General features: G+C 75.2%; 13 protein-coding genes. 10 read left to right on the top strand and 3 right to left on the bottom strand.

Translation table 11 applies throughout. From position 1 onward, the window contains the following. Positions 1-151: 151 nt before the first annotated feature. The 3 genes from ABZ914_RS10190 (at position 152) to ABZ914_RS10180 (ending at position 1768) form a co-directional block, all read left to right on the top strand. Entirely contained in the window at positions 152-841 is a 690-nt protein-coding gene (locus ABZ914_RS10190; RefSeq protein ID WP_500192694.1) for a DJ-1/PfpI family protein, read from the top strand. A gap of 2 nt (positions 842-843) precedes the next feature. Next, entirely contained in the window at positions 844-1305 is a 462-nt protein-coding gene (locus tag ABZ914_RS10185; protein ID WP_500192693.1) for a hypothetical protein, read from the top strand. A 100-nt stretch (positions 1306-1405) separates the two neighbouring features. Further along, positions 1406-1768, top strand: a complete 363-nt coding sequence (locus ABZ914_RS10180; protein ID WP_500192692.1) for a DoxX family protein — start codon at positions 1406-1408, stop codon at positions 1766-1768. 15 nt (positions 1769-1783) lie between these two features. On the opposite strand, the gene ABZ914_RS10175 is transcribed toward ABZ914_RS10180, so the two are convergent. After that, a complete protein-coding gene (locus ABZ914_RS10175; protein WP_500192691.1) occupies positions 1784-2629 on the bottom strand; it encodes an amidohydrolase family protein in 846 nt (281 codons plus the stop codon). 146 nt (positions 2630-2775) lie between these two features. On the opposite strand from ABZ914_RS10175, the gene ABZ914_RS10170 reads away from it, so the two are divergent. From ABZ914_RS10170 to ABZ914_RS10140, 7 genes are all read left to right on the top strand, one after another. Beyond that, positions 2776-4188 carry an MFS transporter gene (locus ABZ914_RS10170; protein ID WP_500192690.1) on the top strand — a complete coding sequence of 471 codons (1413 nt, stop codon included), beginning with the start codon at positions 2776-2778 and terminating at the stop codon, positions 4186-4188. 11 nt (positions 4189-4199) lie between these two features. Further along, positions 4200-4553 carry a YciI family protein gene (locus ABZ914_RS10165; RefSeq protein WP_500192689.1) on the top strand — a complete coding sequence of 118 codons (354 nt, stop codon included), beginning with the start codon at positions 4200-4202 and terminating at the stop codon, positions 4551-4553. Next, the gene (locus ABZ914_RS10160) at positions 4538-5779 is read left to right on the top strand and encodes an RNA polymerase sigma factor (protein WP_500192688.1); all 1242 of its coding nucleotides are present in this window, start codon (positions 4538-4540) and stop codon (positions 5777-5779) included. Before ABZ914_RS10165 ends, ABZ914_RS10160 begins: the two co-directional genes overlap by 16 nt. Positions 5780-5994: 215 nt before the next feature. After that, complete coding sequence (locus ABZ914_RS10155; RefSeq protein WP_500192687.1) at positions 5995-6375, top strand: hypothetical protein; 381 nt, start codon at positions 5995-5997, stop codon at positions 6373-6375. Position 6376: 1 nt separating this feature from the next. Next, complete coding sequence (locus tag ABZ914_RS10150) at positions 6377-7144, top strand: hypothetical protein (RefSeq protein ID WP_500192686.1); 768 nt, start codon at positions 6377-6379, stop codon at positions 7142-7144. 64 nt (positions 7145-7208) lie between these two features. Beyond that, the gene (locus ABZ914_RS10145) at positions 7209-7592 is read left to right on the top strand and encodes a roadblock/LC7 domain-containing protein (protein WP_387024521.1); all 384 of its coding nucleotides are present in this window, start codon (positions 7209-7211) and stop codon (positions 7590-7592) included. Positions 7593-7641: 49 nt separating this feature from the next. Further along, on the top strand, positions 7642-8013 hold the full coding sequence (locus ABZ914_RS10140) for a hypothetical protein (RefSeq protein WP_500192685.1): 372 nt from the start codon (positions 7642-7644) through the stop codon (positions 8011-8013). A gap of 47 nt (positions 8014-8060) precedes the next feature. Here ABZ914_RS10140 and ABZ914_RS10135 read toward each other — a convergent pair whose 3' ends face one another. Both ABZ914_RS10135 and clpB read right to left on the bottom strand, forming a co-directional pair. Next, positions 8061-10706 carry a protein kinase domain-containing protein gene (locus ABZ914_RS10135; RefSeq protein ID WP_500192684.1) on the bottom strand — a complete coding sequence of 882 codons (2646 nt, stop codon included), beginning with the start codon at positions 10704-10706 and terminating at the stop codon, positions 8061-8063. 73 nt (positions 10707-10779) lie between these two features. Further along, positions 10780-13377 carry an ATP-dependent chaperone ClpB gene (gene clpB / locus ABZ914_RS10130; protein ID WP_500192683.1) on the bottom strand — a complete coding sequence of 866 codons (2598 nt, stop codon included), beginning with the start codon at positions 13375-13377 and terminating at the stop codon, positions 10780-10782. Positions 13378-13470: the final 93 nt, after the last annotated feature.

Genomic DNA, 13470 nt, shown 5'->3' with positions numbered 1-13470 from the left:
GGGCGCTGATTGCTCGTCGGCCCAGTTCAGAGGCGTGATCCGGGCGTTGGCATTAATCCGTTGAAGGCTGGCACTAATGCCACTGGGGAACGAGGGCGGAGGGCCTCTAGCGTCGGCCGTGATCCCGGCACCCGCTACCGAAGGAGCCCTCATGCATGCCCAGATCGTCCTGTTCGACGGCTTCGATCCGCTCGATGCCGTCGCCCCCTTCGAGGTGCTGCACGCCGGCGGCGCCGCGTCCGGGGCGGTGAGCGTGGAACTCGTCTCCGCCGAGGGGCCGCGCGACGTCGTCGGCGGCACCGGCGGGCTGGCGCTCCGCGCCACCGCCGCCCTCGACCCCGCACGCGCGGACGTCATCGTGGTCCCGGGGGCGTCCGGCCGCCTCGACGACACCGGCGAGACCCCCGGCCACGACGCCGGGACGGGCGAGCCGCGCCCGGACGACACCGTCCCCGCCCTGCTGGGACGCACCCTCACCACCGAGCTGCCCGCCCTGCTCAAGACCGCGATGGACGACCCGGACGTGACGGTCGCGACCGTCTGCGGCGGCTCGCTCGTCCTCGCCATGGCCGGCCTGCTGGAGGGGCGCCACGCCGTCACCCACCACCTGGGCATGGACATGCTCGGCGCCGCCGGCGCCCGCGCCGTGCGCGCCCGCGTCGTCGACGACGGGGACCTCGTCACCGCCGGGGGCGTCACCTCCGGCCTCGACCTCGGGCTCTACCTGCTGGAACGCGAGGTCGGCCCGCGGATCGCGCACGCCGTCGAGGACCTGTTCGCCTACGAGCGGCGCGGCACCGTCTGGCGCGCCGCCGGCCCCGTGCCCGCCGGGGAGCGCTGACCGTGGCGAAGGTCTTCCTGATCCTGCACGTCCTGGCCGCGGTGATCGCGATCGGGCCGGTCGCGGTCGCCGCGAGCATGTTCCCTCCGGCGCTGCGCCGCGCGCAGGCCGCTCCGGACGATTCCGAGGCCCTCGCGACCCTCCGGACGCTGAACCGCATCTGCCGCGTCTACGCGGTGGTCGGCCTCGCCGTCCCCGCCTTCGGCTTCACGACCGCGAGCGCGCTCGGCGTCCTCGGCGACGCCTGGCTGATCGTCTCGATCGTGCTGACCGCCGTCGCCGCCGCCGTCCTGGCGCTGCTGATCCTGCCCGCCCAGGACCGCGCCGTCGCCGCCGCGGGCACCTCCCGCTTCGGACTCCTCGCCCCGGCCCGCATCGCGATGCGGACCGGCGTGTTCAACGTGCTGTGGGCCGCGGTCACCATCGTGATGATCGTCCGCCCCGGTTCCACGACGGGCGCGTGACCGGCGCCCGCCCGTGACGCGTCTCACGGCCGCCGCCCGTGACACGGCCCCGGAGCCCGGTGTCTTGTGCACGACACGTTGACTCCGGAGGGAGAACCCCATGGACCTCGCGCTGTGGATCGTCGCGGGCCTGCTGTGCGCCGTCATGCTGTTCGGCGGCGCGACGAAGGTGCTCGTGCCGAAGGAGACGCTGGCCGCGGCCCCCGGCGGCGCCTGGACCGGCGACAGGAGCGCCGCGTTCGTCAAGACGCTCGGCGCCGTCGAGATCCTGGCGGCGATCGGCATCGTGGTGCCCGCCATCGTCGGCATCGCGCCCGTCATGGTGCCGGTGACCGCCGTCTGCTGGGTGCTGCTGATGGTCGGCGCGATGGCCACCCACCTTCGCCGCCACGAGCGGGTGGCCGTCCTGGCGAACGTGACCTACCTGGCCATGGGCGTCTTCGTCGCCTGCGGACGGTTCTGACCGGTGCGGCGGGCCTCAGCCGCCGAGGCGGTAGCGGCGGCGGGCGTTGGCGGAGAAGAGGGCCCGGCGCTCGGGTCCGGTCAGGTGCGCGGTGATCTCCCGGTAGGCGGCGAGCAGGTCGGTGTAGGTGCCGCCGACGCCGTCCACCGGGAAGTTGCTCGCGAAGAAGCAGCGGTCGACGCCGAACAGGTCGAGGCAGCTCTCGACGTACGGGCGCAGGTCGCGGGCCGCCGTGGTGCGGAGCGCCATGCCGAGGCCGGAGATCTTGCAGTGCACGTTCGGGAGCGCCGCGAGTCGCGCCATCCCGGCGCGCCAGTCGGCGAAGGGCTCGTCCGGGTCGGGCCAGCCGGCGTGCTCGGCCACGACCGCGAGGTCCGGTGCGCCGGACAGCAGCGGCACGTACGCGGCGGCCTCGGCGGGCCGGATGATCTGGTCGAACACCAGGCCGCGGTCGGCGAGCAGGCGCAGCGCGCGGACCGTCGCGGCGGACGCCGGGTCCACGCCGCTGAGCATCCGGACGCCGCGGAACGCGGGGGAGGCGGCCTGGGCGTCGAGGTCCTCCTCGACGGTGTCCGGTGACCGGCGCGGGTCGAGGCCGCCGATGATCGCGGCGGGACGGGCCGGGTCGGCGCGGTGCATGCCGTCGAGCAGGCTCGTCTCGGCGAGGTAGGCGCGCGGCGCGGACGTCGCGGAGACGTGCACGACCCCGGTGACGTCGACGCCCGCCTTCGCCGCGTCCGCGCGGTGGTCGTCCGGCAGGTAGTCGCTGTACACCTCCGGGAAGAACCGCCGAAGGCCCGGGTACCACTCCTCGTGGGCGCTCAGGTCCCAGTAGTGCACGTGCGCGTCGACGAACTCCATCCGTACCCCAAACATATGCTTGCTCGGCAATCACCTCACGCTACCGCCGAGCCCGGCCGCCGGAAAAAGATCCGGGCCGGGTGTCGATTCCGGCCGTTCCCGTTTGTCGTCTGTGCGAAGGCGTCGGCACGGGAGGGCGAATCGAGATGGCGGAACCGGATCCGCGCAGGTGGAAGGCACTGGCACTGCTCTGCGCGGCCAACTTCATGGTGATCCTCGACTCGCAGATCGTGCTGCTGGCCGTGCCGTCGATCCAGCGGGACCTCGGGCTCGCGGCGAGCGGCGCGCAGTGGGTGCTGAGCGCCTACCTGCTCGGGTTCGGCGGCCTGCTGCTGCTCGGCGGGCGCGCCGCCGACCTGGCCGGACGCCGCCGGACGTTCCTCACCGGGACGGCGCTGTTCCTCGTCGCGTCGCTGGCGTGCGGGCTGGCCTGGACCGGCGGGGCGCTGATCGGCGCGCGGGTGCTCCAGGGGCTGTCGGCGGCGCTGATGGCGCCGAGCGCGCTGTCGATCGTCACCGCGACGTTCGGGGAGGGGCCCGAGCGGCACCGCGCGATCGCCGTGTGGGGCGGCGTCGGCGGGTTCGGCGGCACGGCGGCGCTGCTGGCCGGCGGCCCGCTGACGGACGTGCTCGGCTGGCGGGCGATCTTCTTCCTGAACGTGCCGGTCGCGGCGCTGCTGCTCGTCCTCGGGCCGCTGCTGCTGGCCGAGAGCCGGGGCGCGGCGCGCGCGTACGACCCGGCCGGCGCGGTGGCGGTGACGCTCGCGGTGACGGCGGCGGTGTTCGGCGTGGTCCGCGCGCCGGAGGAGGGCTGGACGAGCCCGTGGACGGCGGGCGCGTTCGCGGTCGCGGTCGTCGCGGGCGCGGCGTTCGTGCGGGCCGAGTCGCGGTCGGCGGCGCCGCTCGTGCCGCTGCGGACGTTCCGGTCGCGGACGCTGACCGGCGGGAACGCGGTGACGCTCGCGGCGGCCACGGCGGTGTTCGGGACGTCGTTCGCCGTGTCGCAGTACGCGCAGGGCGTGCTCGGGTACTCGCCGCTGGCGTTCGGGTTCGCGACGGCGGTGCTGCCGGTGGCGGCGGTCGCCGGGTCGTACGCGGCGCAGGCGGCGCTCGGACGCTGCGCGGTGCGTCCCGTTGCGGTGGCGGGGCTCGCCGTCATGGCGGCGGGCTGCCTGGCGCTCGGCCGGGTGACCGCCGGCACCGGGTACGCGGCGGGGCTGCTGCCGGGCCTGGCGCTGCTCGGGTCCGGGCTCGGCGCGTGCGGGGTGGCCGGGTCGGTCGCCGCGCTCGCCGGGTCCGCCGCCGGGGACGCGGGCCTCGCGTCCGGGATCAACACCGCGTCGTTCCAGCTCGGCGGCGCGTTCGGCGTCGCCGCCGCGTCCACCGCCGTCCAGACCTGGACGGACGGGACCGGCCCCGCCGCCCTCACCGCGGGGTTCCGCGGGGCGTTCGACGTGTCGGCCGGGATCGCCCTGGCCGGCGCCCTCGTCGCGGGCGTGCTGCTCGCGGCGCCGGCCCGGCGCACAGTTCCGGAGCCGGAACGAGTCAGAGTGAAGTAGAAGGAGGGACCATGCAGTACATGCTGTTGATCTGCGGTGTCGAGGGCGGGCCCGAGCCGTCGCCGGAGGAGCGCGCGGCGATGATCGCCGACACCGAGACGTGGGTCGCGGAGATGGACGGGCGGGGCGTGCGCAGGTTCGGCGACCGGCTGCGCCCGTCCGACACCGCGACGACCGTGCGGGTCCGCGGCGGCGAGACGCTGCTGTCGGACGGGCCGTTCGCCGAGACCAAGGAGCAGATCCTCGGCTTCGACCTCATCGAGTGCGCCGACCTGGAGGAGGCGCTGGAGGTCGCGGCGGCGCACCCGGTGGCGCGCGGCGGCTCGATCGAGGTCAGGCCGCTGTGGCCGTGGCGGGAGGACTGACGGACACCGAAGGGGCCGTCGCGGCGGCGTTCCGCGAGGAGTGGGGCCGCGTCGTCGCGACGCTCATCCGGATGACGGGCGACTGGGACCTCGCCGAGGAGTGCGCCCAGGAGGCGTTCGCGCGCGCCCTGGAGCGCTGGCCCGCCGACGGGGTGCCGCGCCGCCCCGGCGCCTGGCTGACCACGGCCGCCCGCAACCACGCAGTGAACCGGCTGCGGCGCGGCGCCGCCGAACGCGAGAAGCTGCGGGAGCTGAGCACCATGACCGGTCCGGACGAGCCGGCGGACACCGGCGGCGTGCCCGACGACCGGCTCCGGCTGATCTTCACGTGCTGCCATCCGGCGCTGCCGATGCAGGGCCGCGTCGCGCTGACGCTGCGCACCCTGCTCGGGCTGACGACGGCGGAGATCGCGCGGGCGTTCCTGGTCGCGGAGCCGGCGATGGCGCAGCGGCTGGTCCGCGCTAAGCGCAAGATCCGGGAGGCGGGCATCCCGTACCGGGTGCCGCCCGCGCACCTGCTGCCGGAGCGGACGGCGGCGGTGCTCGGCGTCGTGTACCTGCTGTTCAACGAGGGGTACGCGGCGACGGCGGGGGAGGACCCGGTCCGTGCGGACCTGTGCGCGGAGGCGGTCCGGCTGGCCCGCGTCCTGGCCGGCCTGATGCCGGACGAGCCGGAGGTGCACGGCCTGCTCGCCCTCCTGCTCCTCCAGGACTCGCGCCGCGCGGCCCGCCAGGACGCCGAGGGGAACCTGGTGCCGCTGGACGCGCAGGACCGTTCGCGCTGGGACGCCGCGCGGATCGCGGAGGGCGTCCGGCTGCTGGACGGGGCGCTGCGCCGCGGGGAGCCGGGCCCGTACCAGGTGCAGGCGGCGATCGCGGCGTGCCACGCGACGGCCGCGGCGGCGGAGGAGACGGACTGGCCGCAGATCGCCGCGCTGTACGGGCGGCTGGAGGCGATGAGCCCGGGGCCGGTCGTCCGGCTGAACCGGGCCGTCGCGGTGGCGATGGCGGACGGTCCGGCGGCGGGGCTGGCGCTGGTCGAGACGATCGAGGGGCTCGACGGCTACCACCTGCTCCCGGCGACGCGCGCGGACCTGCTGCGGCGGCTCGGCCGCGCCGGGGAGGCGGCGGACGCGTACCGGGAGGCGCTGGCGCTGGCCCGCGCGGAGCCCGACCGCCGGTTCCTCGCGGGCCGCCTCGCGGAGGCCGAGCGGCGCGCGGACTGACGATTGCGGTCATTCCGCAACAGCCACGAAAGTTCCGGCCGATTCCACCCCTCCGGGCACCTTCCGCACCCCGGACGGCGCTGACCGGTTCTGATACTGATTGGTATTTATACCCCGTTTCATGCCTTCTGTGGCACATCAACACTTTCGTGTTGTGAGAGACAAAAACCGGGTTATGGTGGCTTTCCTGCAACTCTCATTCGGTGGGGGAATGAGTGGCCGGTATCGACGACTGCCTGGCACGGATGATGACGATCCCCGGGGCGCAGCGGGTGACCCTGATCGACTGCGCGAGCGGCCTCGCCGTCGCGAGCGCCGGCCGCGAGGACCTCGTCGACCAGCACGAGGACGCCGCCGGCGCCACCGACGTCGTCCGCGCCGTGCTCGGCTCGCCCGCGCTCAGCGCCACCGCCGCCGGCGACGACGTCCAGGAGATCATCGTCTGCGGCAGCGGCGGATACCACCTGCTGGCCCTCACCGGAGCCGACCTCGACGGCCATCTGTTCGTCCATTTGCTCGTCGACCGCGACAAAGGCAACCTCGCCCTCGCGCGGCTGCGGCTGCAGGGCCTCGTCGACGAAATGACCGGACGCTGAAATGGCGCACGGCCACCCCGGAGAAACCGGGATCCCCGCGGAGCCCGGCGACCGCGTCGCCCGGACGCTCGGCATGCTGGAACGCGAACGCGCCACCGGCCTGCTCCGCGTCGGCGACGACGGCGCGCTCCACCTCGACGGCGGAGCCGTCACCCGCGCCGAGAGCCGGCACGCCCCCGGCCCGCGCGACCTGACCGGGGCCCTCGGCGGCCCCGACCCCGAACTGCCGGCGCTGCTCGCGCTGTTCGACGCCGCCTACTTCCTGCTCGGCTCAGGGGCCGAGCCGGTGTTCACCGACGGGCCGCCCCCGGCACAGGGGCCCGCGCGGCGGATCACCGCGGCGACGCTCGTCCACGAGCGGCGCCGGCGCCGCACCCTCCTGCACTCCGCCTGGCCCTACGACGACGTCGACGCGGCGCCCGTCGAGCCGGTGCGGCGCGTCCGGCGCCAGCGCGTCATCCTCACCGGGCTCCAGGCGGAGATCCTGCTCAACGCCGACGGGCGGCGCACCCCCGGCGAACTGGCCCGCGACCTCAGGCGGACGGCCTTCGCCTGCCTGCTCGCGGTGCGCGGCCTCGCCGCGGCGGCGCTGCTGCGCACCCGCCCGCACGGCCCGGCGCACGATCTGGCGCACGGCTCGGCGGCCGGCGCGCCCGCACCGCCGGGTCCGCCGGGTCCGCCGCTGCCGGCCGAGCCGCCCGCCGGATGGGCGCCGGCCGACCACGACCTGCTCGCACGGCTCCGGGCCGCCCTGGTGGAGCTCGGGTGACGTGCGCGACCGCTTCGGGAAACTGATCGAAAGGCTGACGAAGGTGGCCGTACCAGCCGGGACCGTGACCGCGCCGACGACCGAACCGGACGTGCTGGCGGAACTCCGCACGCTGCGGGCCCGCGTCCCGCGGCTCACCGGGAGCCTCGTCGCGTCCGCCGACGGGCTGCTCGTCGCCGCGGACCTCCCGCCGTCCGTCGAACCGTCCGGCATGGCGGCGGTGACCGCGTCCGGGCTGTCCCTCGCGCACCGCATCGCCCAGACCGCGCACGGCGGCGCCTTCCACGAGGTCGTCATCCGCGGCGTCGACGGCTACGTCGTCACCTACGCCGCCGGGCCCACCGCGTCCCTCACCGTCCTCGCCGAGGCGGGCGTCAACGTCGGCCGCCTCCACCTGGAGGCCCGCCCCGCCGCCCGCGCCATCGCCGCGCACCTCGGCCGCACCTGACCCCGCACGAGGAACCGAAAGGGCACGACGAACCGAAAAGGAGAGACCCATGTCCGACCTGGACCTGTCGCTCAAGGAAATGATGACCATCGACGGCGCCATCGGCGCGGCCGTCGTCGACTTCAACAGCGGGATGGCCCTCGGCCACCTCGGCAGCTCCAAGGCCCTCGACCTCAACGTCGCCGCGGCCGGGAACACGGAGGTCGTGCGGGCCAAGCTCCGCACCATCGAGCAGCTCGGCATCAAGGAGGAGATCGAGGACATCCTCATCAGCCTCTCCGCCCAGTACCACCTGATCCGGCCCGTGACCGGCCGCAAGGGCAAGGGCCTGTTCCTCTACATGGCCCTCGACCGGGGCCGCGCCAACCTCGCCCTCGCCCGCCACCGCCTCCGCGACATCGAGGAGAACCTCGAGATCTGAGCGGCGCACGGACGGCCCGGGGGCGGACCTCCGGGCCGTCCGCCGGTTCAGGGAGCGCCGGTGGCGCGGGCGGCGCCCTCGGCGAGCAGCCGGGTCGGCGCCGGGGCGTCGTGGCCGATCAGCCGCAGCAGCACGTCCCGCGCCGCCGGCCGCTCCCCCGGCGCGGTCCGCAGCCCCTCGCCGACCAGCGCGCGCAGGGGCGCGGACGCCCGCGCCGGGAAGTCGCCGAGATCGGCCTCCCCGCGCAGCTTGCGGTACATGATCTGCGGGATCGAGTCCGCCCCGTGCGGCGGCCGCCCCGTCGCCGCCTGCACCATCGTGCAGGCCCACGCGTACACGTCGGCGGCCGGTCCGACGCGCCCGCCCTCGATCTGCTCGGGCGCCATGTACGCGGGCGTGCCGATCGCCTGCCCGGTGACGGACGAGCCGGCGTCGGTGATCCGGGCGATCCCGAAGTCGATGACGCGGGGACCGTCCGGGCCGAGCAGCACGTTGTCCGGCTTGAAGTCGCGGTGCACGATGCCCGCCTCCGCTATCGCCGCGAGCGCCGTGATCGTGCCGATCGCCAGCCGGTCCAGGGCACCGCCCGAGCGCGTCCCCTCCTCGGCGACGGCCCGCCGCAGCGACGGGCCGGTCACGTACTCGCTCACCACGTACGGCAGCTCGCCCGCGAAGTCGGCGTCCAGGACCTGCGCCGTGCAGAACGACGCGACCCGCCGGGCGGCCTCGATCTCCCGGAAGAACCGCTCCCGCGCGCGGGGATGGTCCAGCGCGGCGGCGTGCAGCACCTTGACCGCGACGCGCCGCCCGTCCGCGTCCTCGGCGAGGTAGACCACGCCCTGCCCGCCCTGCCCGAGCCGCCGCAGCAGCCGGTAACGGCCGAGGGCCCGGGGGTCGGCGAGGCCGAGGGGAGCCCCCGCCGTCTCCGCGTCCGGCTCGGACGGCTCGGACGGTTCGGACGATCCGGTCCGGGACGGGGAAGCGGGCCGAGGACGCGGCGCCCACGCCGCGTCGGCGCCCTTCCCGGCGGGCACGTCCGGCTCGCCGGCCGCCTCCTGAAAGGCCGACTCGTCCACCGCCTGCTGGACGAGGTCGCCGGGCTCGTCGGTGGCGTCCAGGTCGACCAGGCCGATCGGGTCGACCGGGTCGATCGGGTCGACCGGAGCGGCCGGAACATCGGAGACCACGCGCGCGACGTCGTCCTCGCGCAGCTCGGCACGGTCCGGCGCCCCGGCCGCCGCGTCCCGCTCGGCGGCCTCCGCGAGCCGCCGCTCCAGCTCGGGCAGCTCCCCGTACAGCAGCCGCGCCGCCGTCTCCAGGTCGCCGTCGCGCTGCGCCCGCTCCGCCTCGGCGCGGACGTCCTCGACCTGGCGCCGCAGGTCCGCGGTCCGGTCGCGGTCGTCCCGCGCCCGGTACCACCGGTCCCGCAGCACGCGCTCGTCGAGCCGCACGTCCGACAGCCTCCGGTCCAGCTCCGCGAGCCGCTCCCGGGACGCGGCGTCGTCCTCCTTGAGCAGCGCGAACCGCTCGATCTCCAGCCGGGCGGCCCTGCGCTCCAGCTCCCGCAGCTCCTCCGGCGCGCCGTCCGCGTCGACCTGGAGCCGCGTCGCCGCCTCGTCCAGCAGCTCGACGGCGGCGCCCGGCCGGACGCGGCCGCCGAACCGGTCCGCCAGCCGCGCCGCCGCGACCAGCGCCGCGTCCCGGATCGTGATCCCGTGGTGCTCCTCGAAGCGCGCGCGCAGCACGCGCAGGACCATCGCGGTGTCCTCGACGGACGCCTCCGCCACCGGCAGCCGCTGGAAATGCCGGCGCAGCACCGGCAGGTCCGCGAGGCGCTCCCGCTCCCCGGCGGGCGTCGCCGTCGCGATCACCCGCGGCGCGTCCGGGTCCGTCAGGCGGCCGAGCGCCGCGAGCACCGGGGAGCCGGGACGGGCCGCCGCGTGCAGATCGTCCAGCACGAGCACGACGCCGCCGCGCCGGGCCGCCGCCGTGATCCGGTCGAGTTCGCCGTCCGGCATCGCCGCGAGGTCGAGCGCGACCACGCGGACGCCGCGCAGCGCGGCCGGGACGTCGCCCGCCTCGACGCGGTGCGCGAGGCCCGCGACCAGGGCGCTCTTGCCCGCGCCGCGCTCGCCGACGAGCAGCGCGTTCCCGCCGTCCCGCCGGGAGAGGATCTCGACCAGCCGCCGCGACTCCGCCGCGCGGCCGACGACCGGTTCGAGCGCTCCCTCCCGGGCCCGCAGCGTCAGGTCCCGCGCGTACGGCGACCGGACGACCTCCCGCCCTGCCTGCTCGCTGCGCAGCCGCTGCCGGGTCACGTGCTTCGCGCGCAGCAGCCGCCCCGCCGGGTCGTCCCCGGCGGTGAGCCCGGCGAGCAGATCGACGGCCGACACCTCCGCGCCCCCGGCCTCCTCGGACGCCGCCGCGACCGCCCTGACCACCGCAGGCGACAACCGCGGCGCGGTGCCGGGTTCCCCGGAACCCGCAGGGAGCCGCGCGAGCAGCCCCTCCGTCTCCTCCCGCAACGCCACGGCGCCGAAGCCGGTGAACGTGAGCAGCGCGCCGACCTCGGCGTCGTCCAGCAGCGCCGCCAGCAGATGCGGCGGCCCCACCTCGGCGTGGCCCGCACCGGCCGCCCGGCGCACCGCCGCTCTCAACGCCTCCTGGCCCTGCTCCGAAATCCTGTATTCCACGCGCGACGGCTCCACTCGAGGGACGGCGACTTCCGCCGCCATTGTGCCCCCGAGCGGAGCCGTCGCAAGATCCCTACTTGGTGAGGGTCAGCCCCCGGGAGGGCTGGACCGTGAGCCGGTCGGCGGCCTCGTCGAGGTCGACGACCACCTCGTCGCCGTCGCGGACGTCCCCGGCGAGCAGCTCGCGGGCGAGCTGGTCGCCGATCGCGGTCTGCACCAGGCGGCGCAGCGGCCGCGCCCCGTACAGCGGGTCGTAGCCGGTCAGCGCCAGCCACTCGCGCGCCGCCTCCGTCACCTTCAGCGTGAGCTGCCGGTCCGCGAGGCGGTCGGCGAGCCGGTCGACCTGCAGGTCCACGATCCGGGTCAGCTCCTCCGTGGACAGCGCGTCGAACAGGATCACGTCGTCCAGCCGGTTCAGGAACTCCGGCTTGAAGGAGTCGCGGACCGCGGCCCACACCGCCTCCCGCTTCACCCCGTTCTCCATCGCCGGGTCCACCAGGAACTGCGACCCGATGTTGGAGGTCAGGATCAGGATGGTGTTGCGGAAGTCGACCGTGCGGCCCTGCCCGTCGGTGAGGCGCCCGTCGTCCAGCACCTGGAGCAGGATGTCGAACACCTCCGGGTGCGCCTTCTCCACCTCGTCCAGCAGGACGACGGAGTACGGGCGGCGCCGGACGGCCTCGGTGAGCTGGCCGCCCTCCTCGTAGCCGACGTACCCGGGAGGCGCGCCGACGAGCCGCGCGACGGAGTGCTTCTCGGAGTACTCGCTCATGTCGATGCGGGTCATCGCCCGCTCGTCGTCGAACAGGAACTCCGCGAGCGCCTTCGCCAGCTCCGTCTTGCCGACGCCGGTCGGGCCGAGGAACAGGAACGAGCCCGTCGGACGGTCCGGATCGGAGATCCCCGCGCGCGCACGGCGCACCGCGTCCGACACCGTCTTCACCGCGGCGGACTGGCCGATGAGCCGGTGCCCCAGCTCCTCCTCCATCCGCAGCAGCTTGCCCGTCTCGCCCTCCAGCAGCCGGCCCGCCGGGATGCCCGTCCAGGACGCGACCACGTCCGCGACGTCGTCCGGGCCGACCTCCTCCTTCACCATCGTGTCGCGGCTGTCCGCCGCCTCCGACGCCGCCTCCAGCTGCTTCTCCAGCTCCGGGATCTCCCCGTACACCAGCCGCGAGGACGTCTCCAGGTCGCCGTCGCGCTCGGCCCGCTCCGCCTCGCCGCGCAGCTGGTCGATCCGCTCCTTGATCTCGCCGACCCGGTTCAGCTCGCCCTTCTCCCGCTCCCAGCGGGCGTTCAGGCCGCTCAGATGCTCCTGCTTGTCCGCCAGGTCGGCGCGGAGCCGCTCCAGGCGCTGCCGGGACGCCTCGTCGGTCTCCTTCTCCAGGTTCATCTGCTCCATCTTCAGCCGGTCCACGGCGCGCTGCAGCTCGTCGATCTCGACGGGCCGGGAGTCGATCTCCATGCGCAGCCGCGACGCGGCCTCGTCCACCAGGTCGATGGCCTTGTCCGGCAGGAACCGCGACGTGATGTAGCGGTCCGACAGCGTCGCCGCCGCGACCAGCGCCGAGTCGTTGATCTGCACCTTGTGGTGCGCCTCGTAGCGGCCCTTCAGCCCGCGCAGGATCGCGATCGAGTCCGCCACGGACGGCTCGCCGACGAAGACCTGCTGGAACCGGCGCTCCAGCGCCGGGTCCTTCTCGATCCGCTCCCGGTACTCGTCCAGCGTCGTCGCGCCGATCATCCGCAGCTCGCCGCGCGCCAGCATCGGCTTCAGCATGTTGCCGGCGTCCATCGCGCCCTCGGCGGCGCCCGCCCCGACGACGGTGTGCAGCTCGTCGATGAACGTGACGACCTGCCCCTCCGACTCCTTGATCTCGTTCAGGACGGCCTTCAGCCGCTCCTCGAACTCGCCGCGGAACTTCGCGCCCGCGACCATCGCGCCGAGGTCCAGCGACACCAGCCGCTTGCCGCGCAGCGACTCCGGCACGTCGCCCGCCACGATCCGCTGCGCGAGGCCCTCGACGACGGCGGTCTTGCCGACGCCCGGCTCGCCGATCAGCACCGGGTTGTTCTTCGTCCGCCGCGACAGCACCTGCACGACCCGGCGGATCTCCGAGTCCCGCCCGATCACCGGGTCCAGCCGGCCGTCGCGCGCCGCCGCCGTCAGGTCGACGCCGTACTTCTCCAGCGACTGGTAGGTGCCCTCCGGGTTCTCGCTGGTCACGCGGGCGTGCCCGCGCACCTTCTCGAACGCGTCCAGCAGCGCCTGCGGCGTCGCCCCGAACTCCTTCAGCAGCCCCGCCGCCGGGCCGCCGTCCGCCGCGAGCCCGACCAGCAGGTGCTCGGTCGAGACGTACTCGTCCTCCAGCTGCTGCGCCCGCGCCCCCGCCGTGTTGATCGCCCGGCTCAGCTGCCCCGACAGCCGCGGCGTCGCGACCGTCGAGCCCTGCGCCTTCGGCATCGCCGCCAGCTGCTCCTCGGCCCGCCGCCGGACCGCCTGCCAGTCCGCGCCGACCGCCTCCAGCAGCGGCACCGCGGTGCCCTCCGGCAGCCCGATCAGCGCCACCAGCAGGTGCTGCGGCTCCACCTCGGGGTGCCCCTCGGCCGCCGCCCTGCGGGCCGCGACCGACACCGCCTCCTGGCTCTTCTGCGTCAGCTTGACGTCCATGTCCCCGTACTCCTGCCTGTTCGGTCTGGGGGGGGGTCGCGGCCCGCCCCCCCCCCCCCAACAACACCCCCCCCCCGGCCACACAACCCCCCA

Origin of the sequence: Spirillospora sp. NPDC046719 (assembly GCF_040645715.1) — a bacterium.
In the GTDB taxonomy this organism is placed as follows: Bacteria; Actinomycetota; Actinomycetes; order Streptosporangiales; family Streptosporangiaceae; genus Spirillospora.
Note: the sequence above shows the minus strand (reverse complement) of the source record. Positions and strands in the feature narration are given on the sequence as shown.

Coding starts and splice junctions, on each gene's coding strand:
- ABZ914_RS10140 (WP_500192685.1), top strand. CDS start 7,642: ATGTCCGACCTGGACCTGTCGCTCAAGGAAATGATGACCATCGACGGC.
- ABZ914_RS10190 (WP_500192694.1), top strand. CDS start 152: ATGCATGCCCAGATCGTCCTGTTCGACGGCTTCGATCCGCTCGATGCC.
- ABZ914_RS10165 (WP_500192689.1), top strand. CDS start 4,200: ATGCAGTACATGCTGTTGATCTGCGGTGTCGAGGGCGGGCCCGAGCCG.
- ABZ914_RS10180 (WP_500192692.1), top strand. CDS start 1,406: ATGGACCTCGCGCTGTGGATCGTCGCGGGCCTGCTGTGCGCCGTCATG.
- clpB (WP_500192683.1), bottom strand. CDS start 13,377: ATGGACGTCAAGCTGACGCAGAAGAGCCAGGAGGCGGTGTCGGTCGCG.
- ABZ914_RS10175 (WP_500192691.1), bottom strand. CDS start 2,629: ATGGAGTTCGTCGACGCGCACGTGCACTACTGGGACCTGAGCGCCCAC.
- ABZ914_RS10150 (WP_500192686.1), top strand. CDS start 6,377: ATGGCGCACGGCCACCCCGGAGAAACCGGGATCCCCGCGGAGCCCGGC.
- ABZ914_RS10170 (WP_500192690.1), top strand. CDS start 2,776: ATGGCGGAACCGGATCCGCGCAGGTGGAAGGCACTGGCACTGCTCTGC.